The sequence below is a fragment of the Paenibacillus sp. FSL H7-0703 genome, assembly GCF_038003485.1.
In the GTDB taxonomy this organism is placed as follows: domain Bacteria; phylum Bacillota; class Bacilli; order Paenibacillales; family Paenibacillaceae; genus Paenibacillus; species Paenibacillus polymyxa_B.
This window is the reverse complement of record NZ_JBBOPF010000001.1, coordinates 1742312-1767386: the sequence shown is the minus strand read 5'-3', so window position 1 is coordinate 1767386 and position 25075 is coordinate 1742312. Positions and strand designations below refer to the sequence as shown.

Below are 25075 nucleotides of genomic sequence, written 5' to 3'. Positions count from 1 at the left end.
GTGAGCCATGTACAAAAGCTCATTTGCATTGACGGGACGCAAAAAGCAGCCTCATAATGGAGCTAAATGATTGGAAACGGGCGGAAAGGATGAGAGGCAATGATAGAGGTTTATGGTCATGGCGGGGACAGGGAAACAGCTGCCGCGACTTTTGGCGGAGCTGCTGCGGATTTTGTAGATTTTAGTGCAAATATTAATCCGCTTGGTCCACCGCCGGAGGTGCTTGAGGCGCTGCAACACTCATTTGACACTGTGATTCGCTATCCAGACCCCGGGCATCGGAATTTTAAAAATATGCTCGCACGGCGACTGCATGTTCCACCGGAGTCGCTAAGTATCGGAAACGGAGCGGCTGAAAGCATGGCGCTCCTACTATTGGGACTAGCTCCTAAGCGTGTGGGTACAGTGGAGCCGTGTTTTTCGGAATATGCCGAGCTGGCTGGCAAATTCGGAGCCGAGGTCAACCGGGTGTATGGGAAGGCCTCGCTTCAATGGAAGGCGGACGTGGAGGACATCCTTCAGCTCATGGAGCAGGTAGATGTTTTGTTCCTCGGACAGCCGAATAATCCAAATGGCGTGCAATATAGTGAGCAGGAGCTGTGCGAGCTGGCAGAGGCGGCTGGCACAACGGGTACCGTGCTGGTGGTGGATGAAGCATTCATTGATTTTATTCCGCTGGAACGGCGAATCTCACTGCTGCCTGTGCTGGATCGCTATCCTCATGTGATTTTAATCCGGTCAATGACCAAATTTTATGCCATTCCTGGCCTACGATTGGGTTATGCGATTGCTCATCCGGACTATATCCGGCGAATGACGGCCAAACAGGTGACCTGGAGTGTGAATGGATTGGCATTGCTGGCTGGGGAGGCGTGTTTGAGAAGTGGGCAAGCATATGAGCGTCAAACACAGGAGCTGATTGCTGCGGAGCGCAACCGCCTATTGACCGCCTTGGCGGAATGGGGCTGCGGTGTCGTTCCCGGTGAAGCCAATTACGTGCTGGCAAGGGCGCCGGGTACGTGGAGCGCATCGGCTATTCAGCAGGCGCTTGGACAACGCGGAATTCTTATACGTAGCTGTGCTATGTATCCGGGACTGACAACGAGCCATTTTCGGATTGCGGTCAAGGATGCAGAAGCCAACGACAGGCTGTTGTCTGTATTGGGTGAAGTGCTGGAGGAGGAGCAGCGGCGTGACAGTTAGCTTGATTATCCTGGCAGCCTACCTTTTGGACAGGCTGATCGGTGATCCGAGGTGGTTGCCGCATCCAGTCATCGGTATGGGACATGCCATTTCGGCATTGGAAAAATTGATTCGCCGCCAGGTCCGAAGTGACCGGGGGCTGAAACGTGCGGGCATACTGCTTCCACTCATTGTGGCGGGAGGCTCCTTTGCGCTCGCCTGGGCGCTGTTGTACTTGCTTGCCTGGATTCATCCGTGGTTGTCTGTCGGCGTAGAAATGGTGCTGATTGCGACCACGATTGCTTCCAAAGGACTAAAGGATGCAGGAATGGCAGTATACCGAGCGTTGCAGGCGGATGACCTGGCTGCGGCACGGCGGGAGCTAGGCATGATTGTCGGGCGGGATACGCAACAGCTTGATGAACCTGAGATTGTACGCGGTACGGTTGAAACGATCGCTGAAAATATCGTGGACGCGATTATTTCCCCGCTTTTTTATGCCCTGATCGGGGGAGCACCCTTGGCGCTGGCTTATCGTGCTGTGAATACGCTCGATTCCATGGTTGGCTATAAAAATGAAAAGTATCTGCATTTAGGCTGGGCTTCAGCACGTCTAGATGATGTAGCTAACTACATTCCGGCACGCCTGACAGCGGCAATGCTTGTGGTAGCGGCGTGGATGTACAAGCGAGATGCTGCAAGAAGCTGGCGCACAGTCAAGCGAGACGCTCGTCTGCACCCAAGCCCGAACAGTGGCTACCCGGAATCGGCTGTTGCTGGTGCACTGGGGATTCGTCTTGGAGGCTATAATGTGTATCATGGCGTACGCTCCTTTCGTGCATACATGGGCGATTGGATACGACCGCTAGAGTCGAAAGATATACGGCATACAATCCAGCTGATGTTCGCCGTGTCCAGTATGTTTGTAGGATTGTGTTTGTTAGGAGCCGCAGGTTGTTTTGCCTTGGGATGGATGCGGTGAGGGTGAGGAGTGACACACTGAATAATGATCGAGCAGGAAGTGACATGATCTTGAAACAAGATATAGCAGTAAAAAGGACAGTAGAATACGCACAAAATCCGAACTCACAGGAGGATAAGGTGCCGGATTATGCTAAAGAAGATCTGCATTGGGACATGGAACTCGTGTTAGTTCGTCACGGCACAACCTTATGGAATAAGGAACGTCGATATCTGGGACACTCCGACTTAGGTTTGCTACCGGGGGCAGAACAGGAATTAAAGCCTTTGCAAGAAGAATGGCAGGGGCAGTCCTTTGCTCGAATCTATTGCAGCGATTTAATGCGATGTCGCCAGACCTTGCAGATCATTGTGCCGGAATCAGAATTGACGTCTGGAGGTTCCCTATCTATTATGTCTCCTATGATGGAACCACGTCTGCGAGAGCTTCATTTTGGCGAGTGGGATGGAAAAACGTATGACATGCTCAAGGATGTGTCGTTGTATCGCGCTTGGATTGATGAGCCACAACGGATAACCCCTCCTGGAGGAGAGTCTTGGACAGATTTTGTGAATCGTTTGCGGAAATTTCTTGACTCTCTGTATGAATGGCGTGTTGCTATGGAAGTTCAACCCATGGATTTGACTGCTGGGCCGCTCTCTGTTTTGGTCGTTACGCATGGTGGCGTAATTCGTCAGTTAGCTTGCATGCTGATACCGGGTCATGATTTTTGGAGTCTGAATCCGAGGCCGGGAGAAGCATTTAGGATTCAATTGAGGCTGGCAGGACCGCACAATTACATAGCGGAAATGCTCTCTCATTAGGTTAGACACCAGTGGATAAAGAGGCTGTTTGGGTTGTAAGCCGCCTCATTTTAACCTATAATCATCAAGTAAAAGAACGGCTTGACTACCACTACATCAAATATCCAGCAGACGAGGTCGGCGCAGTGTGATGAAACTATGGTTTCCCTTGCCTGCGCTGTTAAAAGGGAAGTCGGTGTAAGTCCGGCGCGGTCCCGCCACTGTAAATGGAAACATGCCGGTTAGTCCTGCTTTATGTGCTACTAAGCATATGAAGGAAGTTCAGGACATGCATCTTACCATAAGTCAGGATACCTGCCCGTCCGCCTGTCACCATAATCCTTCGAGGAAAGGATGACGTGTTCGCAGTGACTGTCCGTGCGGAAAGAAGCTGCCGCCTGCGCACGATCTGCGCTAACGTGACCCCTGTGTCCTGATATAAGGATGCGGGGTTTTTTAGATAGGAAAAGAAGGCTGGATTTAGAAGATATCTGATGATGATCAAGTAACGCTCTTAACGATTTTTTTATGAAGGGGTGCAAATCATGGCAGGAAAAAAAATAAAGGTTTGGACAACAGGTCTATTGGTTCTGATTTTGGCAGTTGTGCTGAGTGCATGTGGCGCTAATGGAAAAAATGCTGAAAATAAAGAGAATCAGACTTCTTCACAGCAGCCAGGAAAGACCGTAACCGCACAAGAGCCTCCGGGCAAAACAGTTTACCCACTCACAGTTAAGGATGCAACAGGACAGGAATTTACATTCAAAAAAGCGCCGGATAAAATCGTTTCCGTCTCCCCGGCAGAAACCGAGGCGCTGTTCGCCATCGGGCTGGATAAGGAAATAGTTGGCGTCTCCGACTACTCTGATTACCCGGAAGCAGCTACGAAAAAGCCTAAAGTAGGCGGTATTATGAAACCGAACGAAGAGGCGATCATTGCTGCTAACCCGGGAGTCGTTTTTGCAGGGATATCACTTAGTGAACAGGCTACGACCAAGCTGCGCGACATGGGAATTATGATTTTTAAAACGGAACCGAAGACAGTTGAAGATGTCATAGCTAACATCGAATTGTATGGGAAAATCACCGATCATCAGAAAGAAGCGAGAGCGGTGACTGACAAGATGAGAGCAGATGTAGCGGAAGTGAAAGAAGGAGTTAAAAATATCGGTAAAGGGCAGAAGCTGCGGGTATACGTCGAGTTTTCACCAGGCTGGACAGTTGGTAAAGGCGAGTTTATGGACGAGCTGATTACGTTGGCGGGCGGCGAAAATGTAGGTGCCACGCAAAAGGGGTGGTACCAAATTAGTGAAGAAAATATTATTGCTGCGAACCCTGACGTGATTTTGTACAGCAAAAGTGTCAAGGACGACAAAACTGGCCAGACGCTCGGCGAAATCATTAAAGCTCGCAGTGGATGGGATCAAATATCGGCTGTTCGCCACAACCGGGTGTTTGCCGTGGATGATAATTTGATCAGTCGTCCGGGTCCACGCGTAACGGAAGGTCTCAAGGAAGTGGCCAAGGGCGTGTATCCTGAAATTTTCAAATGAACCGTAAACTGATCGGCTTTGGAGGGACAGGTCTTGTCCTGCTGTTGCTGACGCTGCTGCTCTGTCTTGGCATCGGCTCGGCCAAGCTTCCGGTCAGCCAGATCACGGGCATTCTGGTTAACCACCTTCCGTGGTTAGGCGATACGTTTACACCGGATTGGAATACATCCTCAGAGCAGATTATTTTGAAGGTCAGATTGCCACGAGTGTTACTGGGAATGTTGGTAGGAGCAGCGCTGGCGCTAGCGGGAGCCGGATTTCAGGGTGTGCTGCGTAATCCTTTGGCTGATCCGTATACACTGGGGGTATCCTCGGGGGCTTCGGTAGGAGCGGCAGTACTGATCTATTGGGGCCTTCAATTTTCATTTGTTGGCATATGGACGCTGCCGCTAGTGGCATTTACGACCGGAATGCTGACGCTGTGGATGGTGCTAACGTTGGCACGGGAAGGTGGAAAAATTCCGACACAAAGTCTCATTTTGTCGGGTGTGGTGATGCAATCCTTTCTAGGAGCAGTTGTTTCCTTTCTGACAGCCATGTCGAAGGAGACGGTCAATGAAATATTGTACTGGACGATGGGAAGTCTTAGTCTGCGCGGTTGGTCATATACAGGAATCCTTTTACCTTATGTGGTCATAGGACTGGTATTTCTATGGAACCGGGCACGTGTGCTGAATATTTTGGCTTTGGGTGAACGTCAGGCGGCTCACATGGGAGTTCATGTAGATGCGACGAAGCTATCTGTTTTGATCATTTCCACGCTGCTGACAGCTGCCGCTGTCTCGGTATGTGGAGTGATTGGCTTTGTGGGACTTGTTGTACCGCATATCATTCGTCTGATGACAGGCCCTGATTACCGGATGATTGTTCCATTATCTGCGCTCGGTGGAGCTATTTTTATGGCTTGGGCAGATACGGCGGCTCGCACGTTGTTAGCCCCCACGGAAATTCCCCTGGGAGTGATGACGGCCTTTGTTGGGGCACCATTCTTCGCATATCTCCTGTACCGGAACAAGAAGCTGCGCAGGGGGGAACTGCTGTGACAGAACAAAGTGAATCACAGAAGGTGCGTGATCGGGCATTAGAGGTAGCGGGTCTGACACGTGCCTATGGAGAGTTCCATGCGTTAAAGAATATAAGCTGGAGCGTCGACGAAGGAACTTGGTGGGGGATTATTGGTCCGAACGGCAGTGGAAAATCGACCTTGCTGCATCTGCTTTCGGGTGTAGATCAGCCAACTTCAGGAAACGTTCATATCTATGGCAAAAAGGTCGGTAGCTACAGCAGAAAAGAGCTTTCCCGACTCATAGCCGTACTCCAACAGGAAGGGCTTCCTCCAGTGGGATACACCGTCAGGGAAGTCGTAGAAATGGGACGTTTTCCTCATCAGGACTGGCTAGGTAGGGAAAAGGGTGTTGATGTGGAGGCGATCACGGATCGCGTGCTGGAGCGATTGGGTCTTACCACGTTGGCGGACAGAGCATTGGACCGCTTGAGTGGGGGACAGCGACAGCGTGTAGCTTTGGCAAAAGTAATGGTGCAGGAGCCACGAATATTGCTGCTGGACGAGCCTACGACCTATCTGGACTTGCGCTATCAGCTTGAATTTATGGAACTGCTGGCAGATTGGCGCCAAGAAACGGGTGTGACGATCATTGCGGTCTTGCATGATCTTAACTTGACAGCCCAATTTTGCGAAGATTTGCTTGTACTCAAGGATGGAATGGTTGAAGGATTGGGAGCTTCATCGAAGTTATTAACCGAGGATCGGATTCGACGAGTATACGGTGTTGAGCCTGTGATGCTTCCGCATCCTGATAGCGGTGTGCCGCAGCTCTTGCTGCGCAGAAGTGCTTCGGATACAGCAGATTAAATAAACGATGAAACACACTTAAAAAGAGCAGGGAGTGGAAGGTATGAACAACAAGCTGCGTCAGCTGATCGATAGCATTGCCCAGCCGGATGGGGTGGCGGCCTCGGCAGCTTTAGCCCATTTGGACCAATTAACAAAGCCACCGGGAAGTCTTGGGAAGTTGGAAAGTGTGGCCATCAAGCTAGCAGGAATTACAGGAGTGGACAAGCCTGAATTTGATCGTAAAACGGTTATGGTTATGGCTGCGGATCACGGGGTGTGTGAAGAGGGAGTCAGTGCCTTTCCGGCTGAGGTTACACAGCAAATGCTGTATAACATGCTGTCAGGTGGCGCGGCAATTAATGTGCTGGCACGTCATGCGGGCGCAGATGTCAAGGTGGTAGATGTTGGCGTGAATGCGGATGTCGCTCACGCGAATCTGGTGGACCGTAAGGTACGCATGGGTACTTCGAATATAGCTAAAGGGCCAGCGATGCTGCGTACGGAAGCGGAACAGGCGGTTTTGGCCGGAGCTGAAGCCGTAGCAGAAGCGGTCAAAGGTGGCACACGGCTATTCGTTACCGGAGAGCTGGGCATCGGGAATACGACAGCCAGCGCTGCGGTCGTATGTGCTCTTACCGGGCTAGAGCCGGAAGTTATCGTAGGCCGGGGGACGGGTGTAGATATGGCTGGGCTTACCCGTAAAATATCGGTTGTCTGCCGCGCATTGGAGGTGAACCAGCCAGATGCAAATGATGCGCTCGACGTGCTCACTAAGGTCGGCGGTCTGGAGATTGCCGCCTTGGCAGGAGTCATCCTCGGCGCAGCCGCACATCGCTGTCCAGTCGTGTTGGACGGCTTTATTTCAGGCGCAGCCGCCCTTGCAGCGCGTGCACTTGCGCCTGCTAGCGCTGCGTACATGCTCGCTTCGCACGCCTCGGACGAGCGCGGGCACGCGGCGGTGCTTCGCCAGCTCAAGCTGGAGCCCATGCTTTATTTGGACATGCGGCTCGGGGAGGGCACAGGCGGTGCGCTTAGCTTGCACCTGATTGATGCGGCGTGCCGCATCATGCGCGAAATGGCGACCTTTGCCGATGCAGGCGTATCGGACGGTCAGGGGGCCGCGCAGCGATGAAAGCGCTCGTGACCGGCGGGGCACGCAGCGGGAAAAGCGGCTTTGCCGAGCGATTATGCATGTCGCGCGCTTCGCGCGCCTGCTACATTGCAACGGCGCAAGCCTATGACATGGAGATGAAGGAGCGCATCGCCCTTCATCGGGTCCAGCGCGAGTCTGCCGGATACGACTGGCAGACGCTGGAGGAAGCGCAGGCGTTACCGGAGGTGCTGCAGCGGCTTGGTGGCGATCAAGCGTCGCAGCCCGCGCCTATGTTGCTAGTCGACTGCCTGACCCTGTGGCTGTCGAATGTGCTGCTGGCCGCAGGCGAGGACGGCGAAGCTGCGTCCAGAGCTGCCATGGACGCACTGGCGGCAGCTGTGGAGCAGTATCCAGGGCAGCTTGTCATCGTAACCAACGAGGTTGGTGACGGTATTGTGCCCGAATATCCGCTGGGTCGGCTGTATCGGGATTTGAGTGGGGTTATGAATCAGCGGATTGCCCGTCTTTGTGATGAAGTATTTTTGGTGACGGCGGGCATTCCCGTAGAACTCAAACAGTTGGAATATAAGCTATGAGCCGCGAACGTCAGGCTGTTGCTGCGGCTTTTCAATTTTTAACGCGTCTTCCGGTGAAGGCGGAAATAGATTTTTCCCCGGATTTGCTTAAATGCAGTGCAAGTTATTATCCGCTGGTGGGAGTGGTTATTGGCATCATTGTCTGGGGCTTTGCGGCGCTTACTTCTATGGTATTGCCGCCGTTGCCGTGTGCGATTCTTACGCTTGTTGTCTGGGTTTGGTTGACGGGCGGATTGCATTTGGACGGGTGGATGGATGCGGCCGATGCCTTGTTCAGCTACCGATCTCGTGAGCGGATGCTGGAGATTATGAAAGATAGCCGTGTAGGGGCTATGGGCGTTATTGCTTGTGTGCTGCTACTCATGCTCAAGGCTTCTTTGCTGTATACGGTGCTGGTTGAACGGAATGTGTCTGGCTTGCTGCTGCTTCCGATGGTTTGGAGCCGCTGGTTTATGGTACATGCAATGAAGCGCTGGCCTAAAGCTCGTAATGATGATGGGCTGGCTGCGCGTTTTGCTGATATGAGTGGTGGCCGCGTAGGGTTGGCCGTATTCTGGGCAGTATTAGTGACCCTGAGTGCTGCCGTAGGACAATATCTTCTGGCAGGTTTGGCTACAGCAACAAGGGGGACTGGGAATCTGTCGTTGGCAGGATCCTACTTACAGACGTTCCTTTCATATTCTGAGAGCCTTCCAATCTCGCTAGGTTTTGTGTTGCTTCCGGTCTTGGCTTACGGTGTTGGAACCTTCACGGCAAACCGTATTAACCGCCGCTTGGGTGGACTTACAGGAGATATATACGGAACTTTAAACGAATTGCTGGAGACTGTTTTATTGTTGTTTATTGTCATTTTGTACGGGTTGTGACCAGATTTGAAATGAATTCGTTAAAGGGGAAGAGGCAATTGTCAACTTTCGAACCGTCCTGCACGAACCCGTCAGCCGTATTAATGCTTCAAGGAACAGCGTCGGATGTGGGCAAAAGCGTCGTGACGACTGCGCTTTGCCGTATTTTTACGCAGGACGGATATCGTCCCGCACCGTTTAAGTCGCAAAATATGGCGTTAAACTCTTATGTTACCGAGGACGGCAAGGAAATTGGACGAGCTCAGGGGGTGCAGGCTGAGGCCTGCGGTATTGAGGCCACGACTGACATGAATCCGATTCTGATTAAGCCGGTCAAAGATATGCACTCACAAATTGTTGTACACGGTGTACCTTATGCCTATATGAGCGCCTCCGATTACCGGAAGGATTTTTTGCCAAAAGCCAAACAGACCGTCATGGATGCTCTGAATCGGTTGCGTGATACCTATGATATTGTCCTTATGGAAGGGGCAGGCAGCCCGGCAGAGATTAATTTGAAGGACCGCGATATCGTAAATATGAATCTGGCAGGTTGGGCGGATGCTCCAGTGTTGCTTATTTCAGATATCGACCGGGGCGGTGTTTTTGCCTCTCTCGTAGGAACTATCGAATTACTGGAACCCCATGAAGTACAGCGTATCCGCGGATTTATCATTAATAAATTCAGAGGTGATCTGTCTCTGCTTCAACCAGGATTAGACTGGCTGGAAGAACGGACAGGCATTCCTGTACTCGGTGTATTGCCCTATCTGCCAGACATACGCATTGAAGCAGAGGATTCGGTAGTATTGGATAAGAAGCCCAAGCAATCTGCAAAGGATAAAGAACTGGATATTGCGGTGATACGATATCCGCGGATTTCCAATTTTACAGATACGGATGCTCTGGCCGCAGAGCCGGATGTGAGTGTTCGTTATGTCACAGAAGCCGGACAGTTGGGCGTACCGGACGCCATTATCTTACCAGGGACCAAAGACACCATTGGAGACCTGCTGGAATTGCGTGAGAGAGGTCTGGAGAAAGACATTCGGCAGGCTATGAATACCGGATGCACACAGCTAGTTGGCATTTGTGGAGGTTATCAGATGCTGGGTACCGCACTTTTTGATCCCGAAGCCGTCGAATCTGGGTTGCCGCAGCAGGCAGAAGGGTTAGGTTGGCTTGCTCTATCCACGACCTTTTTAAAGGAAAAGCAAACCGTACGCGTACAGGGAACCCTGTCTAATCATTGCCCGCTTTTGCTTAGCACTGCGACTGATTCAGGTTCTGCCTCCAAGCCAAGCATTGAAGGTTATGAAATACATATGGGCGTTACGGAGTATGTTACGGAACCATACGCACCTACAGATAGAACTTTAAACCTAAGCGAAATGAAAAGGTTATTCTATATCCGGCGTGGCGAAGGAACAGCTTTTGAGGAAGGCTGGGGTACAACAGATGGTAAAGTATGGGGAACCTATTTACATGGTGTGTTTGATAATGACCTTTTTCGCCGGTGCTGGCTGGATGGATTGCGACAAACCAAGGGCTTGGCACCTTTAGAAAGCACTTTTACTGTACGTGAAGCCAAGGAACGAGAGTTTGACCGTGTCGCAGAAGTGGTACGGGCTCATTTAGATATGGAGCAAATTTATCGTATTATGGGAATGAATTCATAAACTTCATGGATGATTATTAAAATCGCTTTTAAAAAATAAAGAGGTATCTCTACAGCCATTATTAAGACTGTGAGATACCTCTTTTTATTCAGGATTTTGCAAAATTCGATTCCAGTCGCTCTGAAGTGCAAGATATAGACGAACTAAACCATTTCGATCTACATCTTGTCCATTGGAAGTCGCTTATGGGATTTTTGCAAAATCCTCTATTGTATCGGCTTACGTAATTTTAAATTTTTGGACAGCCTTTTGCAGTTCGGTTGCTTGTTTGCTTAATTGGCGAACAACCTCGCTGTGGCTTTCCATTTCATTCAGTTGCTCATCGGCATTTAAACCGATTTCTTGAATCATATGCTGTGCATTGGCTGCGATGAGAGCTGTCTCTTCCACGGAAGCAGATACTTCCTCCGAGCTGGCGGATACCTGCTCCGTTGCTGCAGAGACCGTTTGAATCGTAGCATTGATCTTTTGCATAAGCTCACTTAGCTGGTTAAAGGCTGAACTCGCTTGTTGAACCATTTCCGTTCCCGAATGAATTTCACGGCTCACCTGGGTCACAGAGTCCACAGATTGTTGCGATACTTCTTGAATGGTAACCAAATAGTCGGAAATTTCTTGTGTGGCTTCTTTAGATTGCTCGGCAAGCTTACGTACTTCTCCGGCTACTACGGCAAAGCCCCGTCCATGTTCGCCCGCTCGGGCAGCTTCAATGGAGGCATTCAGGGACAACATTTGAATTTGCTTCGTAATATCGAAAATAGCCGAAACGATACTGCCAATGGCTTCTGAGCGCTCATTCATACTATGGATGTATCGAAGCGATTCATCGGCAGCATGTCCTACCTGTGACATTTGAGCTACAGCTTTTTGAGCGAGCGTATTACCGTTAACCGTTTCTTTCGTTGCTTCACTGATTTGATCGGATACATCATTGGCAGAGGAGGCGATGTGCTGAACACCTTGAGCGATTTCCTCCATAGCCTGTGCATTTTCCGCAGCAGCTGTAGCTATGCTGGTACTGCCCTTTGCTACTTCCTCTGCGGCAACTGTAGAGTCCTGCACTTTTACACTCATAGCCTCAGTCCGACGAAGTAGCTCGTCCGATCCTGCAACAACCGCACCGGATGTAGAAAGCACATGGCCGATCATTTCTTTCAAGTTATGAGACATGGATTGGAAGCTGCGGGCAAGTTGGGCAATTTCATTGACTCCATGAACCTTCGCTTCTTGTGAAAGATCACCTTGAGCAATTTTTTCGCTATGACGAACCAATTCAGCAATGGGTTCTACAACTTTACGTATCACGAGGGTAGAAATAATGCCGCCCAGCAGGAGCGTTGCCACTGTAATACCTATGCAAATCCATAGAATTTGTTGGGATTTTTCCTGTACAAATCCGACGTCTTCGTTCACACCCAGAACTAGATTACTACCTGATATAGCAAAGAAGGCGGTTTTGTGTACTCCGTATGAATCGCTGTAAATTTCACTGATATTCATCTCGCCTTGTTTTGCTTTTTTAATATCCTCAACAGGAATGAGTGCATCCTTGACCTTGTATACTGATTTTACATTCCGTGCGACGACTTCGGCTTTATCATCCTTCACTACCGCGATATATGCCGATTCTAATTTGAGGGTATCGACCTTGTCCTGAAGATAGGATTCCATCTGTATAGCGGAGCCGGAATCAGAACCGCTTCCTTGCCCAGCCTGAACAGCTAAGGAAATATTGAGATCCTGATACACATTTTTAGCTCCAGTTTCTAGCAATTGGTCTACCTGAGGCATGACACTGTTATTAATGATACTCATGGATATTGCATAGAAACTGATGCTGAACAAAAGGGACGCAAAGAGCTGAATCAGCAAAAACATAATTCGTAATTTCGCGCCAATGGAACGATTAAAACTCTTCATGAAAAATCTCCTCTCACATGATGGTAATAAAATCAGACGAATTCCCTGCTTGAAGTAGGCCGCTTGTCCAATAGATACTTGACACGCCATGATCTACTTGTGTTCCTTTCCTTGCTTGAAGAAAAGACTGAAAATGTTCGGATTCTATGTATATTTCAGCTGAATTCAAGGGACAAGAATGTGAAAGGGAAGTAATCCATGATTTACTAAAAAGTAGGTTAGACCTATTTTACATAATTAACAGACGGTTGAATAGTCATATTTGCCCAAAAACAAACAAAAAATATATAACTATGGTCTTAGGTGTTTAGATGTAAGTTTGATGTAAATTATCAGGTGCATAAAAACGAATAGATTACTCCTTCTTTAAAACTATTGTAAAAAAGAAGTAATATAAGTAGCATAAGGAATACCGCTTTTATTACAATATTCTTCTAAGCTTGGTTTGGTAAGTTCGAAAGTGGTCTTCAATATACATATAAAAGGGGAAAAGGTTGTTATGAATCGGGATTTACCTTCCAAAGAAGTGATTTCGCAGGTCAGAGGAGAAGATACACAGGAGCAGACTTCCGGAAGTTACAGAGCTGCCACAGGGAGAAATCCGATAAGTCGTCTATTAGATTATGTATCAGGCGTATTCACTCCGATCTTGCCGGCAATGATTGGAGCGGGAATGATCAAGGTATTAATATCTATTTTCATGTCCTTAGGTTTATTGTTGTCTGATCCGCAGGTATATACTATTTTAATGGCTATCAGCGATGGGATATTTTATTTTTTACCTATTTTTGTTGCGGCAAGTGCGGCAAGAAGGCTGCGCAGCAATGTGTTTGTTGCGGCAGCCATCGCAGCATCCGTATTCCATCCCCAATTAACAAGTTTACTCCAGTCTGGTGAGGAGGTGCGTTTTGCCGGTCTACCAGTTATAGACCCACAAGCTGCTTCATCTATAGTACTCATACTTGTTGTCGTCTGGATAGCATCGTATGTCGAAAAATGGTTAGACAGGTATATCCCTTATTCACTTAAATTAATGGTTGTCCCGACTTTGACACTGATGATCACTATACCTTTAATGGTGTTCGCTTTCGGGCCACTGTGGAGTTATCTCGGCCAACATGTATCCGATGGACTAGGCTGGTTGTTTGACAATGCAGAAGTATTTACAGGGTTGTTGCTCGGAGGCACGATGTCTTTGCTTATTATTGCAGGTATGCAATATATAATGCTACCGATTATGATCAGCTCGCTTACAACATTGGGTTATGATCACCTTTTTCCCGTGGTCGTTGCAGCGGCTTTCGCTCAGGCTGGCGCAACATTTGGCGTATGTGTTAAATCCAAAAATGCCAAAGTCAAAACGCTGGCTGCGTCCACAGGTTTGTTGGCCATGCTGGGAATCATTGAACCGGCTATGTATGGTGTCAATATCCGTTTCAAAAAACCGTTAATAGCAGTTATGATCGGTGGAGCCGTTGGTGGGGCTTGTATGTGTCTGTTTGAAACCGAGCTTACTGCTATTGGTGCCTCAGCTGGGTTGCTCAGCTTACCTTTATTTTCTGAACCCACGCTTGTGTACGGTATTGTGGGTATGCTGATTTCGTTTGTTACGGCTGGCGTAATTACGTATTTTATGGGCTTTGTGGATGAAAAAGATGAGCATTCGCAAGTAGTGTCCACATCTGACATGAATGATTCTCCTTCTCCGAACTCGGTTGTGGAAAAGAGCCCTGGCAGCTAAGGCGTGCCAACGCCCAAAAGCCTCATGAAAGTGTTTACAAAAAAACTTGTCACCTCAGTCTTTATATGATATTATGGTGTCAGTTATTCAAAACTGCACAATCGTGGATTGTTACTGAGCGTATCGGGCAAAACCATAAGCAGGCACTATGTGTCAGTTTTGGTATTGCCTTTTTTTACTACTCCAAGCGGCTTAAGGTGATGGAATGAAGATAGCAAAGGTGCTGAATAATAACGTCGTAACGGTCATTGATGAACAGCAGAAAGAATTAGTCATTATGGGAAGAGGAATTGCTTTTAAAAAAAACACAGGCGATGAGATTGAAGAAGAGAAAATCGAGAAAATTTTCAAACTTGAAAGTACCGAGGTTTCCCGCAAACTCATGACCCTGATGTCTGATATCCCCATTGAATATGTTGAAATTTCTGATGAAATCATCCAATATGCCAAAACGATACTTGGTGTAGAGTTGCATGACAGCATCTATATTTCGCTGACGGATCATATCCATTTTGCCATAGAGCGTTATCGCTTGGGTATGGATATCAAAAATGCACTTTACTGGGAAATCAAGCGAATGTACCGTAAGGAATTCACGATTGGGACCAAAGCATTGCACATGATTCAGGACAAGCTGGGAGTTACACTTCCAGATGATGAAGGAGCATTTATCGCCTTACATTTGGTGAATGCACAGCTTAATAGCGAAATGCGCGAAACGATAACCCTGACTAACATTGTCAAGGATATCATAAATATTGTAAGTCGCTTTTTTGTAATGGATCTGGATGAAGAGTCGTTAAGCTATTACCGCTTTATTACACATCTCAAATTTTTTGCTCAACGGGTAATGAATGGGACCCCTGTACAAAATACAGATAATTCCCTTCATGATATGGTTAAGGTTCAGTATAAGAATGCTTACGCCTGCGCGGAAAAAATAAGAGATTATACCACTAAAATCTATGGTCGAAGCTTGTCCCAGGATGAGATGTTGTATCTCACCATTCATATCGAGCGTATCATTAAAAATCAATGATTTCATGTATGATCAGGGATTTAGGATTGCTACTTCTAAACCAGAAGGCAAAACCTGAATGCTGAAAGAAGATTGGCTTTTTATAAAGCTGTCTGCTTTCTGTATTCAGGTTTTTTTATTGCCCATTTGCGCATTTTATTTTATACCTTAAAAGAAAAGAGGAATACCTCATGGATCGAAATCAATTATCCAAAGAGATACTTACACTAGTTGGTGGTGAAGAAAACGTAGAGCAGGTCATTCACTGCATGACCCGCTTGCGATTCAACCTTCATGATGATAAGAAAGCTCAGAAAGAGCAGTTGCAAAAAACGGATGGCGTCATGGGAGTCATGGAGAGTGGCGGCCAGTTTCAGGTTATTATCGGTAATGATGTAGCTAACGTGTACAAATCGTTGGTGAGCAATATGTCCAAGGCTCCGCAAAGTGACTCAGGAGCAAGCACTGCATCGAAGAAAAAACAAAACCCGATCAGCAAACTGTTCGACTTTATTGCGGGAATGTTTACACCGATTTTGCCAGCGATCACCGGTGCAGGTATGATCAAAGGGATCATTGCTCTTTTAGTGGCCATGAACTGGATGTCCGATAAGAGCCAAACCTATACGATTTTAGCCGCAATAGGTGACGGTGCGTTCTACTTCTTGCCTATTATTCTGGCCGTGAGTGCTGCTAGAAAACTGGGCAGTAATATGTTTATTGGTGCGGCGATTGGGGCTTCCATTTTACACCCGACGATTACAGCTTTACTGGCATCTAACGTGAAGGTTAGCTTTATTGGTCTTCCGGTGACAGCGGCCACGTATTCTTCGACCGTTATTCCAATCGTTATTGCGGTCTGGCTGGCATCTTATGTTGAAAAATTCATTGATAAGTATACACATGCATCACTGAAATTGCTCGTTGTTCCGACGTTGACTCTATTGATTATTGTACCTTTGACTTTGGTTGCTGTAGGGCCGCTCGGCTCCATTATTGGTAATGGCCTGTCAGGTGGTATCTCTTGGTTGTTTGAAAATACAGGTGCACTTGCAGGTCTGCTGCTAGGCGGTACCTTCTCCCTGATCATTATGACAGGTATGCACTACGCGTTGGTTCCTATTATGATTGGATCGATTGCAACGTTGGGCTTTGACTACATGATTCCAATTATGGGAGCAGCCAACTTGGCACAGGCTGGTGCTGCACTGGGTGTATTCTTAAAATCAAAAAATGCCAAAGTCAAAACAGTGGCTTTCTCTACGAGCTTGACAGCTATTATGGGTGTAACTGAGCCTGCAATGTATGGTGTGAATATGCGGTTTAAAAAACCATTTACTGCTGCGTTGATCGGCGGAGCTGTCGGCGGGGGCTTTATGAGCTTGTTTGGCACAAAAGCGTATGTTATGGGTGGACTTGTTGGTGTGCCTGGACTGGCGATGTTTATTGGACCGACTTTCTTGTACGCAATCCTTGGTCTGATTATTGCATTTGTAGTTGCTGCGATTGTTACCTATTTGATCGGCTTTACAGATGAAAAGAATGAAGAAGCACCACAAGCAACAACAGACGCTGCCGGAGACATCTCTACTGATGAAATAGCACAATCTGCTGTGTCCTCACTGCCGAAAGGTGAGAAAATCCCGGTATACAGCCCGATTATGGGTGAAGTTAAGCCGCTCAGTGAAGTCAATGACCCTGCATTTTCTCAAGAAATCATGGGTAGAGGTTGGGCTATTGAACCATCCGAAGGCCGGGTTGTTTCCCCAGTGGATGGCACAGTGTTCTCCATTTCCAAAAGTGGGCATGCTGTTGGATTGGTGAGTGATTCAGGACTTGAAATGCTCATTCATGTTGGGATGGATACGGTTAAACTAAAAGGACTTCATTTTACGCCTCATCTTAAAGCAGGAGATCGCGTGAAGGTAGGAGACCTCGTGCTGGAGTTTGATCTGGTGGAAATCCGCAAGGCTGGTTACGAAACGATAACGCCTGTTATTGTTACGAATGTAGCTCAGTTTAGCGAGTTGAAGTCCGCTGATAATCAGCATAAAGTGGTTAAGGAACAGGAACTGTTATACACAGTGATCGTCTAACGGCTGATAAAAATTTTACGCCTAAGTTGAATACATGTCGTTGTGTTCAGGACAAAAAACAGCAAGCCTTCGAAAGATGAAGGCTTGCTGTTTGGCATTTTCAATAAAACCCAAAGTGGAAGTTGCTTAACTATTTTATTGTAATAAAACCTACAAAAATAGTTGGTTTTGTGATATAGTAATCTTCGGATTGAAGGATCACCTTATAAAACATATTAAGTATAAGTTTGGAGGAAATAATACATGGATACCTTCTTTATTATTTTAAATGTAATCGTGCTGCTTTTGCTGCTAGGCGTATTGGTCTGGATGCAGAAAAAGCACATCTCCTTTACAAAAAGGGTATTTGCCGGACTTGGCTTCGGACTAATCTACGGGGCTATTCTACAATATGCTTATGGTGCAGGCTCAGAGGTCATTACAAAATCGGTTGATTGGTTCAACCTCGCAGGTAACGGTTATGTCCGTTTGCTGCAAATGGTCGTTATTCCGCTTATCATGGTGTCGATTATTTCGGCTATTATGAATTTGAAGGGAAGACAGAACCTTGGCAAAATCAGCGTGTCCATTATTGCAGTACTACTGATTACAACGGCAATTGCTGCTTCAGTTAGTATTGTAACCAGCCTGTCGTTTGACCTAAAGGCAATTGAGATTCAAGGTGGGGAAAAGGAACAAGCACAGGGCTTGAAGATGGAAGAGCGCCTTGGAACAGTTCAGGACATGACCATTCCACAGCAGGTGCTGGAATTTATTCCTTCAAATCCTTTTGAGGATATGACGGGAGCACGTCGTACGTCGACGCTGGCGGTGGTTATTTTCTCGGCCTTTATCGGGGTGGCTGTACTCGGATTGGATCGTAAAAAACCGGAACAGGCGCAAACCTTCCGTAAAGTGATTGATGCAGTGTACGCTGTAGTGATGCGAATTGTAACGCTGGTGCTGAGATTGACTCCTTACGGCATTTTAGCACTGATCACTAAAGTAGTAGCTACGACCAATCCAGATGAAATTTTGAAGCTAATCAAGTTTGTGCTCGCTTCTTATGTGGCTCTGTTGGTCATGTTTATCATTCATCTTATTTTGCTGGCCTTGTTCGGCTATAATCCGGTGACGTATGTGAAAAAGGTATTGCCTACACTGGTTTTTGCTTTTACTTCTCGTTCCAGTGCGGCGACCATTCCGTTAAATGTTGAAACACAAACGAAAAAGCTTGGTGTGTCCGACGGCATCGCGAATCTGTCTGCGACCTTGGGAGCGACTATTGGGCAAAACGGCTGTGCTGGTATTTATCCGGCAATGCTGGCGGTTATGATTGCTCCAACCGTGGGTATTGATCCAACGAGCTGGGATTTTATCCTCACGCTGATTCTGGTCGTTACGGTCAGCTCGTTCGGCGTGGCGGGTGTAGGCGGTGGTGCCACTTTCGCTTCCCTGATCGTGCTTTCTACCATGAATCTTCCAGTGGCATTGGCAGGATTGCTCATCTCAGTCGAACCGTTGATTGATATGGGACGCACAGCGTTAAATGTCAATGATTCTATTACTGCAGGTCTCATTTCAGGCAAGGTGCTCAAGGAGAACGATCAAGACGTATTCAATAATCATGGTATGGATTTGGATGCAACGGCACACTCTTAAGTAATGATAAATGAAGGGTGTACGATCAGTCTCATATCACATCTGTAGCCTATATAACACACGTACTGTATGTACGCTGTACAAAGAGCCGGCCATAAGGTCGGCTCTTTGTATTGAGTTTAGGGCAGTGTAAATTATGGCTGTTCACAAATCCTAATCTATGATACATTAAAATAATGTTTTTCCGGCTTGCTTCGGATGAACCGCGGTTCGCAACCATCCCGCGCTATCAAAACTAGGAGGATTTCATGTTTAATCTGTTATGGGGGGCAGCTTTTGTCCTCGTCAATTTTATGTTCTTTTTGTTATGTTTTCGGTTGTTCGGTAAAAAAGGGCTGTACGCCTGGATTGGTGTTGCTACTGTACTGGCCAACATTCAGGTAACCAAAACGATTGATCTGGTCGGCATTACCACGACATTGGGAAATACGATGTATGTTTCTATGTATATGGCCAGCGACTTACTGAATGAAAAATATGGGCCTAAAGAAGCGCGTAAAGCTGTGTGGTTCGGCTTTTTCACTCTGATTATGACGACGATAACGATGCAAATGGTGCTGCAGTTTCAGCCTACTGCAACGGATTTTGCCCAGACACCGATGCAACAGCTGTTCGGATTGTTGCCAAGGCTTGCGCTTGCCAGCTTGACAGCCTACGCGGTCAGTCAATTGCTGGACGTGCGTCTGTACGCCTGGATTCGCAAGTTCTTCCCGGAACGTCATCAGCTCTGGATTCGCGGCAATGGCAGCACGATGATCAGCTCGTTTATAGATACGCTCATTTTCTGTACTATTGCCTTTTACGGTTATGCGTGGGGGATATGGCTCGAGATATTATTCACCACCTACATCTTAAAATTTGTACTGACCGCGGCGGGTACACCCATTTTGTACATCGCACGCAATTTCCGCTTTATAGAAGAGGAGGGGCAAACCCTCAAGCCATGATGGCTTGGGGTTGCCCCTCCTTTTTTTCATCCTTTTTTACATACCAATATAATGAATAGCGATGGGTTTATCCGAGCACTGTCAGTTCTTTTGGAAAAGAGGTAAGCACTTCAACACCATCAGAGGTGACCAGAACGTCATCTTCAATCCGCACACCGCCGAGGCCTGGCACATAGATGCCGGGTTCGATTGTGAACACGAAGCCTTCATGAAGCAGATCACTATTGCCTCCGTGTACAGATGGATATTCGTGAACACTCATGCCAAGGCCGTGTCCAACTCGATGGTTAAAGGCAGGACCATATCCAGCGGCTTCAACAACAGCCCGTGCTGCCTGATCTACGGATGCGCAGGAAACTCCCGGGCGAATGGCAGCAATTCCCGCTTCGTTCGAGCGAAGAACCGTATTATAAATCGTTTCCAGCTCAGCAGATAGCTTTCCAAAAGCAAAAGTACGTGTAATATCCGAAGCATAGCCATCGGAGTATACGCCCATATCAAACATGAGCAGATCGCCATGCTGTAGCTTGCGGGTGCCTGGAACACCATGAGGCAAGGCTGTTTTGGGTCCAGACAGCACTGTTGTGTCAAAGGACGGGCCATCTGCGCCGATCTTCTTCATCTGGTATTCGATTTCTGCCACCAGCTCGACTTCCGTCACTCCTTCGCGCACATGGGTGAGGCCGTGGCGAAGAGCATCTTCCACCAAACGAGCTGCATGTTTCAGACGTTGTACTTCCTCAGGAGTTTTTCTCACACGCATTTCTTGAAGCACAGGACCCAGATCCACATATTGAGCCGCGCCAATAGCAGTATGTAACTGTTCATAACGGAGGACGGAGACGTGCTCCTTTTCCAGCGCGAATGTTTTCACTCCGGTGCCTGTACGTTGACGCAACAGATCATATGGATTGTCCGTATCGGTGTGGGTGGATATACGAGTCACAGAAGAAGCAGCTTGGGCGGCTTCTGCATCCAGAGCGGGTACGATCAGTTCTGGTTCTTGGTCTCGAAGCAGCACGAGACCAAGAAAACGCTCATGCGGATCACTGGCAAAGCCCGTCAGGTAGTAAATATGTTTGGGATCGGTCACAAGCAGGCCATCCCAAGATTGTGATTTCAGTTCATCATATAATCTTGTAATTTTATCATTCATAGAGTCTCATTCCTTTCTGTCCATGTATTCATTATAGCTCTTATTACATCATAATTTATAGCTTTGAATGGCTTACTCTCTTGCCTGACTTAATGTTTGCAGACGTGCTTGTACGTTCTGATCATAGTAGCCGCCATGGTAGCAGATTACCTTTTCAACATCCAATACCGTCAGCTTTTCGAGGCTCTTCAGAGCCAATGGCATATCCGGCTTAGCCGACTCAGCAGGACCGACCAGTTCACCTTCGACTACCAGCAGTTCATCTGCTGCCAACAGTAGCTTTTGTGCGGGCACATACAAGCTGATATGCCCGGGTGTATGGCCAGGTGTATGTATAATCTGTATTCCTCCACCATAGGGTAGATGCTCACCGTCCTCAAGAATATGAGCAAAGCGCAAATCTGGCAGGCGGCGAATCATATCCTCTGCTTGCTGCTTGAGCACAGTATCCATTTGTCTAATCCGTTCCGACGTCAGCTTCACAAACGGTCGCTCCCCTGTCATATAAGGAACGTCATCCTTATGGGCTAACAGGGCAGTATTCGGCAGCAGATCCAGCAGTGCATGAACATTTCCGATATGGTCAATATCCTGATGTGTTAAAATAATTCTTTTCACGCGGCTGATATCCTCACCCACATCTGAGATAGCCTTGCGTAATGGCTCCAATTGGCCGAGCATTCCCGTGTCAATCAGTGTAAGTCCATCCTCGTCCTTGAGCAGTACAGGATAAATAGTCGTTTTTCCAAAAAAAGATTCCATAGGTATTTCCAAAATCAAGAGTTGAGTTCCAATATTCATATTAAGCTGCTTCAGAATCCTTGACTCCGAAACATACCTCCCGTCTCATCGTGTTAAATCGCTTTCCCCGTTTTTATTTTTCCTTATTTCAAGCTCTATTATAAAACCCTTTGGGACTAATCCGCAAAACAACTCGATATGGCTGATCGGGCGCTTGTCTTGTACAATAAATAAATCACACCATAGGAGGCGGATACGAATTATGAATCAGGACCAATCTTTTTCCATTGAATTTGCGTGCAAAGAGGATCTTCCCGATATTGTGGATATTTATAATTCTACGATTGCAGGACGAATGGTCACGGCAGATTTGGAACCAGTGACAGTGGAGAGCCGCATTCCATGGTTTGAGGCTCATCAGGAAAACCACCGGCCTTTATGGGTATTAAAACAAAAGGGAACAATTGTCGGTTGGGCCAGCCTTCAGTCCTTTTATGGGCGTCCAGCTTATAACGGTACAGCAGAAATTAGCATTTACGTCCATGAGGATTCTCGTGGAACCGGAACAGGAAGTCGACTGGTACAGCATTTGCTAAATGAATGTCCGAGACTGGGGATTACAACGTTGTTGGGATTTGTTTTTGGTCATAATGAGCCAAGTATTGGGCTGCTGCGGAAGTTTGGTTTTGAGCAATGGGGGTACTATCCGCGTGTAGCTGTGCTGGACAGCATAGAGCGAGATTTGGCGATATTGGGCAAGCGAGTGGATGAATAATAGCTTATGACAGTTAAATATTTTTTGTAATGTGTACAGAAAAAGGCTGTTTCCAAAATCGTCTCATACACTGCGGATGATTTTGGGAGCAGCCTCTTTTATTTTGCTATTTTCATCGCTTTTAACGCTGAGGTCTAAAACGTATGTTGTGAAAAATTTGATTAAGCACCTCAGACAGCACCAAACCGACAGCAATAGCTCCTGCGATCATCAGCGTGCTCATAGCCAGCTCTAGTGCCTGAGGATAATGTTGTTGTACGAACTGGCGCATGGCATTATAGGCCATTCCCCCTGGAACGAGCGGAATCATGCCTGCCACACTGAAAATAATCACAGGCATTTTGTACAGCCGCGCAAAGCCTTGACTGACGATGCCGATGAGGATCGTTGCCAAAAGGCTGGCGCTCACAGGTCCCATGCTGTCCGTGGTTGAATAATAGACCAGCCAACCTAGCATACCAACAAAACCACATTGCAGCAGCGAGCGCCGGGGGGCGTGGAAAAGTATGCCGAAACCAGCGGTGGCAATAAAGCTTGTGAATAATTGTGCAAGCATAGACTTGAATCTCCTCCGAATCACATATAAGAAATGATAACCGCAACGCCAGCTCCAATGCCGAAAGACGTCAGGCAAGCATCGGCTCCCTTGGAAAGACCCGAAACAAGGTGCCCGGACATTAAATCACGAATGGCATTTGTAATTAACAAGCCTGGAACCAGTGGCATGACGGAGCCAATTATAATTTTATCCATCATCTGTCCCCAGCCTACTATCGTTAACAGAGCCGCCAGCAAGCCGATTAGAAAAGATGCAGAAAACTCTGAGAAAAACTTGACCTTAACGAGCCTGTGAAAATACTGTACGGCTGCAAATCCGATACCGCCGCATAACACAGCTGCGGGGAAGTCTCGCCAGACACCACCAAACATAATCATAAAGCAACCGCTGGCCAACGCAGCAGCCATCAGCTGTACACGGTTGGAATAGCGGAGGGGGCCACGCTCAATCTCCGCAAGCTCCTTTACGGCAGCGCGGGGAGACAAATCACCTGTGCTGATTTTACGTGAAATGGAATTGACCTCTGTCACCTTGTGCAAATCGGTGGTCCGCTCTACGATGCGGATGAGCTTGGCAGGCTCCGAATCATTAATGGCAAAAAAAATCCCAGTTGGTGTTACATAGCTATGGGACTGGGATATGCCATAGGCTGAAGCAATGCGGGACATCGTGTCTTCAACACGATAGGTTTCGGCTCCATTTTGCATCATCAGTTTGCCCGCCAACAGACAAACTTCAATGATTTCAGGAGTAGGATAGGAATGATTATTCATACTCGCTCTCTTTCATTCGTACCGGGCCGTTCGACCCTATTATTTTCATTTATTGTAGCACAAAAAGCCGCCTTTTCAGAGGCGGTTATGTTAGGGGGAATCGAAGTTTTCGTCAAGATTCTATCATATCGGGAATAACGGTATAGTAGGACTCTTCCAGATATGTTGCGGCCTCAGATAGGCCCATCAACTTAAGCTGTCCAGCTACAAAAGCACGAAGGGCAGAATGGGTGAACAGATGCCGTGTCTGGGCATCCCGAATAAAGGCCAGTCTGGCTTCACGCGAACCGTTATAGAACAATTCACGTACAGCTTCGCCTTGTTGTTCCCAACGGAAAGGCTCCGTTACGGTCAAGAGGGTACTTTCCATAGAAGAGCTATGCTTCGCGGAAGAAGATACCTGAATGCCCAAGCCGTTCAGCGTAGGAGCTGCTTCATTGTGCTTCCGTTCTGCTCGCAAGCTGTCGATATAGGCAGCCATATCCTGAATCGGTTCGATACCAAATCGTTCCCGAAAGCATTCGCGTACAAACGCGGTGCGTTCATCTACAAGCTGAGGCAGTCGCTGACCTGCATGTCCAGAATAGTCGTCTCCGCTGGCGTAGTATCGTTTTAATGAACTGTTCTCTGTATAAACAACGCTTAAAAAATCCTGCAAATGACGGGCAACCACCCATACACCCGTCCAATCGACGGGAGATACGCATACGATAGGGGCCTGTGAAAGGTCCTTTTCAAGACCAAAATCCGTTAAAAAGCCATAATGTATTCCGTCCACTCCTGCGTGGGCAAAAGGAATAACATCTGGTGGTGTAGCCATATATCGTGGCGCGCGGCCCTGCTCCATAATCAATCCCAAATCAAAACTCAGAGAATGCCGGTTCGCTTCGAGCTCCTTTTCAAATTCTATAAGTGCCTCAATCAAAGGTGTAGCTGATCCATAGGCTAGGTTAGAACCGGAATCCATCGTGTATGCCTCCCTTATCCAATACATCCATTAAAGCGTTCATCCCTAAAAGGTACGTGATTTTACACGAAATGTAAACCTGTATGACGAATATTTTCAAAAATGTGACCTTTTACCCGTGTGTTGTCAAATAAAACGCTTTCGGGCAAAGCAGGACAAGATACCTATGTTAGC

Annotated in this window: 22 protein-coding genes and 1 riboswitch; of the genes, 16 read left to right on the top strand and 6 right to left on the bottom strand. The window is 47.5% G+C overall.

Features of this window, described 5'->3' with window-relative positions:
• The first annotated feature begins 99 nt into the window (after positions 1-99).
• The 10 genes from cobD (at position 100) to MHB46_RS07440 (ending at position 10567) form a co-directional block, all read left to right on the top strand.
• Positions 100-1203 carry a threonine-phosphate decarboxylase CobD gene (cobD, locus tag MHB46_RS07485; RefSeq protein ID WP_069291415.1) on the top strand — a complete coding sequence of 368 codons (1104 nt, stop codon included), beginning with the start codon at positions 100-102 and terminating at the stop codon, positions 1201-1203.
• Positions 1193-2164: an adenosylcobinamide-phosphate synthase CbiB gene (gene cbiB / locus MHB46_RS07480; RefSeq protein ID WP_341161988.1), complete on the top strand. Its 972-nt coding sequence runs from the start codon at positions 1193-1195 to the stop codon at positions 2162-2164. The genes cobD and cbiB overlap by 11 nt, the downstream gene beginning before the upstream one ends.
• A 44-nt stretch (positions 2165-2208) precedes the next feature.
• A complete protein-coding gene (locus MHB46_RS07475; protein ID WP_445667586.1) occupies positions 2209-2967 on the top strand; it encodes a histidine phosphatase family protein in 759 nt (252 codons plus the stop codon).
• A 122-nt stretch (positions 2968-3089) separates the two neighbouring features.
• Positions 3090-3283, top strand: a riboswitch (cobalamin riboswitch).
• A gap of 208 nt (positions 3284-3491) precedes the next feature.
• Positions 3492-4499 carry an ABC transporter substrate-binding protein gene (locus MHB46_RS07470; protein ID WP_341161987.1) on the top strand — a complete coding sequence of 336 codons (1008 nt, stop codon included), beginning with the start codon at positions 3492-3494 and terminating at the stop codon, positions 4497-4499.
• A complete protein-coding gene (locus MHB46_RS07465; protein WP_341161986.1) occupies positions 4496-5542 on the top strand; it encodes a FecCD family ABC transporter permease in 1047 nt (348 codons plus the stop codon). Before MHB46_RS07470 ends, MHB46_RS07465 begins: the two co-directional genes overlap by 4 nt.
• Positions 5539-6372, top strand: coding sequence for an ABC transporter ATP-binding protein (locus MHB46_RS07460; RefSeq protein ID WP_053324912.1), 834 nt, complete (start codon positions 5539-5541; stop codon positions 6370-6372). The genes MHB46_RS07465 and MHB46_RS07460 overlap by 4 nt, the downstream gene beginning before the upstream one ends.
• 43 nt (positions 6373-6415) lie before the next feature.
• Complete coding sequence (gene cobT / locus MHB46_RS07455; RefSeq protein WP_341161985.1) at positions 6416-7486, top strand: nicotinate-nucleotide--dimethylbenzimidazole phosphoribosyltransferase; 1071 nt, start codon at positions 6416-6418, stop codon at positions 7484-7486.
• Positions 7483-8043: a bifunctional adenosylcobinamide kinase/adenosylcobinamide-phosphate guanylyltransferase gene (gene cobU / locus MHB46_RS07450; RefSeq protein ID WP_341161984.1), complete on the top strand. Its 561-nt coding sequence runs from the start codon at positions 7483-7485 to the stop codon at positions 8041-8043. Before cobT ends, cobU begins: the two co-directional genes overlap by 4 nt.
• Positions 8040-8909 (top strand): adenosylcobinamide-GDP ribazoletransferase, encoded by an 870-nt coding sequence (cobS, locus tag MHB46_RS07445; protein WP_341161983.1) that lies wholly within the window; start codon positions 8040-8042, stop codon positions 8907-8909. The genes cobU and cobS overlap by 4 nt, the downstream gene beginning before the upstream one ends.
• 38 nt (positions 8910-8947) lie before the next feature.
• Positions 8948-10567 carry a cobyric acid synthase gene (locus tag MHB46_RS07440; protein WP_341161982.1) on the top strand — a complete coding sequence of 540 codons (1620 nt, stop codon included), beginning with the start codon at positions 8948-8950 and terminating at the stop codon, positions 10565-10567.
• 219 nt (positions 10568-10786) lie between these two features.
• Here MHB46_RS07440 and MHB46_RS07435 read toward each other — a convergent pair whose 3' ends face one another.
• Positions 10787-12487, bottom strand: coding sequence for a methyl-accepting chemotaxis protein (locus MHB46_RS07435; protein ID WP_341161981.1), 1701 nt, complete (start codon positions 12485-12487; stop codon positions 10787-10789).
• 499 nt (positions 12488-12986) lie between these two features.
• On the opposite strand from MHB46_RS07435, the gene MHB46_RS07430 reads away from it, so the two are divergent.
• The 5 genes from MHB46_RS07430 (at position 12987) to MHB46_RS07410 (ending at position 19930) form a co-directional block, all read left to right on the top strand.
• Complete coding sequence (locus MHB46_RS07430; RefSeq protein ID WP_341161980.1) at positions 12987-14228, top strand: PTS transporter subunit EIIC; 1242 nt, start codon at positions 12987-12989, stop codon at positions 14226-14228.
• Between the two features lie 205 nt (positions 14229-14433).
• Complete coding sequence (gene licT, locus MHB46_RS07425) at positions 14434-15267, top strand: BglG family transcription antiterminator LicT (RefSeq protein WP_023987656.1); 834 nt, start codon at positions 14434-14436, stop codon at positions 15265-15267.
• 170 nt (positions 15268-15437) lie between these two features.
• The gene (locus MHB46_RS07420; protein WP_341161979.1) at positions 15438-17342 is read left to right on the top strand and encodes a beta-glucoside-specific PTS transporter subunit IIABC; all 1905 of its coding nucleotides are present in this window, start codon (positions 15438-15440) and stop codon (positions 17340-17342) included.
• Between the two features lie 243 nt (positions 17343-17585).
• Positions 17586-18983: an L-cystine transporter gene (locus MHB46_RS07415; protein ID WP_061829066.1), complete on the top strand. Its 1398-nt coding sequence runs from the start codon at positions 17586-17588 to the stop codon at positions 18981-18983.
• Positions 18984-19231: 248 nt separating this feature from the next.
• The gene (locus MHB46_RS07410) at positions 19232-19930 is read left to right on the top strand and encodes a queuosine precursor transporter (protein ID WP_069291426.1); all 699 of its coding nucleotides are present in this window, start codon (positions 19232-19234) and stop codon (positions 19928-19930) included.
• A 67-nt stretch (positions 19931-19997) separates the two neighbouring features.
• Here the strand turns inward: MHB46_RS07410 and MHB46_RS07405 are convergent, their stop codons facing one another.
• Complete coding sequence (locus MHB46_RS07405) at positions 19998-21086, bottom strand: M24 family metallopeptidase (RefSeq protein ID WP_341161978.1); 1089 nt, start codon at positions 21084-21086, stop codon at positions 19998-20000.
• A gap of 72 nt (positions 21087-21158) precedes the next feature.
• Entirely contained in the window at positions 21159-21887 is a 729-nt protein-coding gene (locus MHB46_RS07400) for an MBL fold metallo-hydrolase (protein WP_341161977.1), read from the bottom strand.
• Between the two features lie 202 nt (positions 21888-22089).
• On the opposite strand from MHB46_RS07400, the gene MHB46_RS07395 reads away from it, so the two are divergent.
• Positions 22090-22602, top strand: coding sequence for a GNAT family N-acetyltransferase (locus tag MHB46_RS07395; RefSeq protein ID WP_341161976.1), 513 nt, complete (start codon positions 22090-22092; stop codon positions 22600-22602).
• Positions 22603-22723: 121 nt separating this feature from the next.
• On the opposite strand, the gene MHB46_RS07390 is transcribed toward MHB46_RS07395, so the two are convergent.
• From MHB46_RS07390 to MHB46_RS07380, 3 genes are all read right to left on the bottom strand, one after another.
• Positions 22724-23158 carry a threonine/serine exporter family protein gene (locus tag MHB46_RS07390; RefSeq protein WP_103047615.1) on the bottom strand — a complete coding sequence of 145 codons (435 nt, stop codon included), beginning with the start codon at positions 23156-23158 and terminating at the stop codon, positions 22724-22726.
• Between the two features lie 20 nt (positions 23159-23178).
• Positions 23179-23934 carry a threonine/serine exporter family protein gene (locus MHB46_RS07385; RefSeq protein ID WP_061829072.1) on the bottom strand — a complete coding sequence of 252 codons (756 nt, stop codon included), beginning with the start codon at positions 23932-23934 and terminating at the stop codon, positions 23179-23181.
• Between the two features lie 112 nt (positions 23935-24046).
• On the bottom strand, positions 24047-24901 hold the full coding sequence (locus MHB46_RS07380) for a hypothetical protein (protein WP_341161975.1): 855 nt from the start codon (positions 24899-24901) through the stop codon (positions 24047-24049).
• Between the last annotated feature and the right edge of the window lie 174 nt (positions 24902-25075).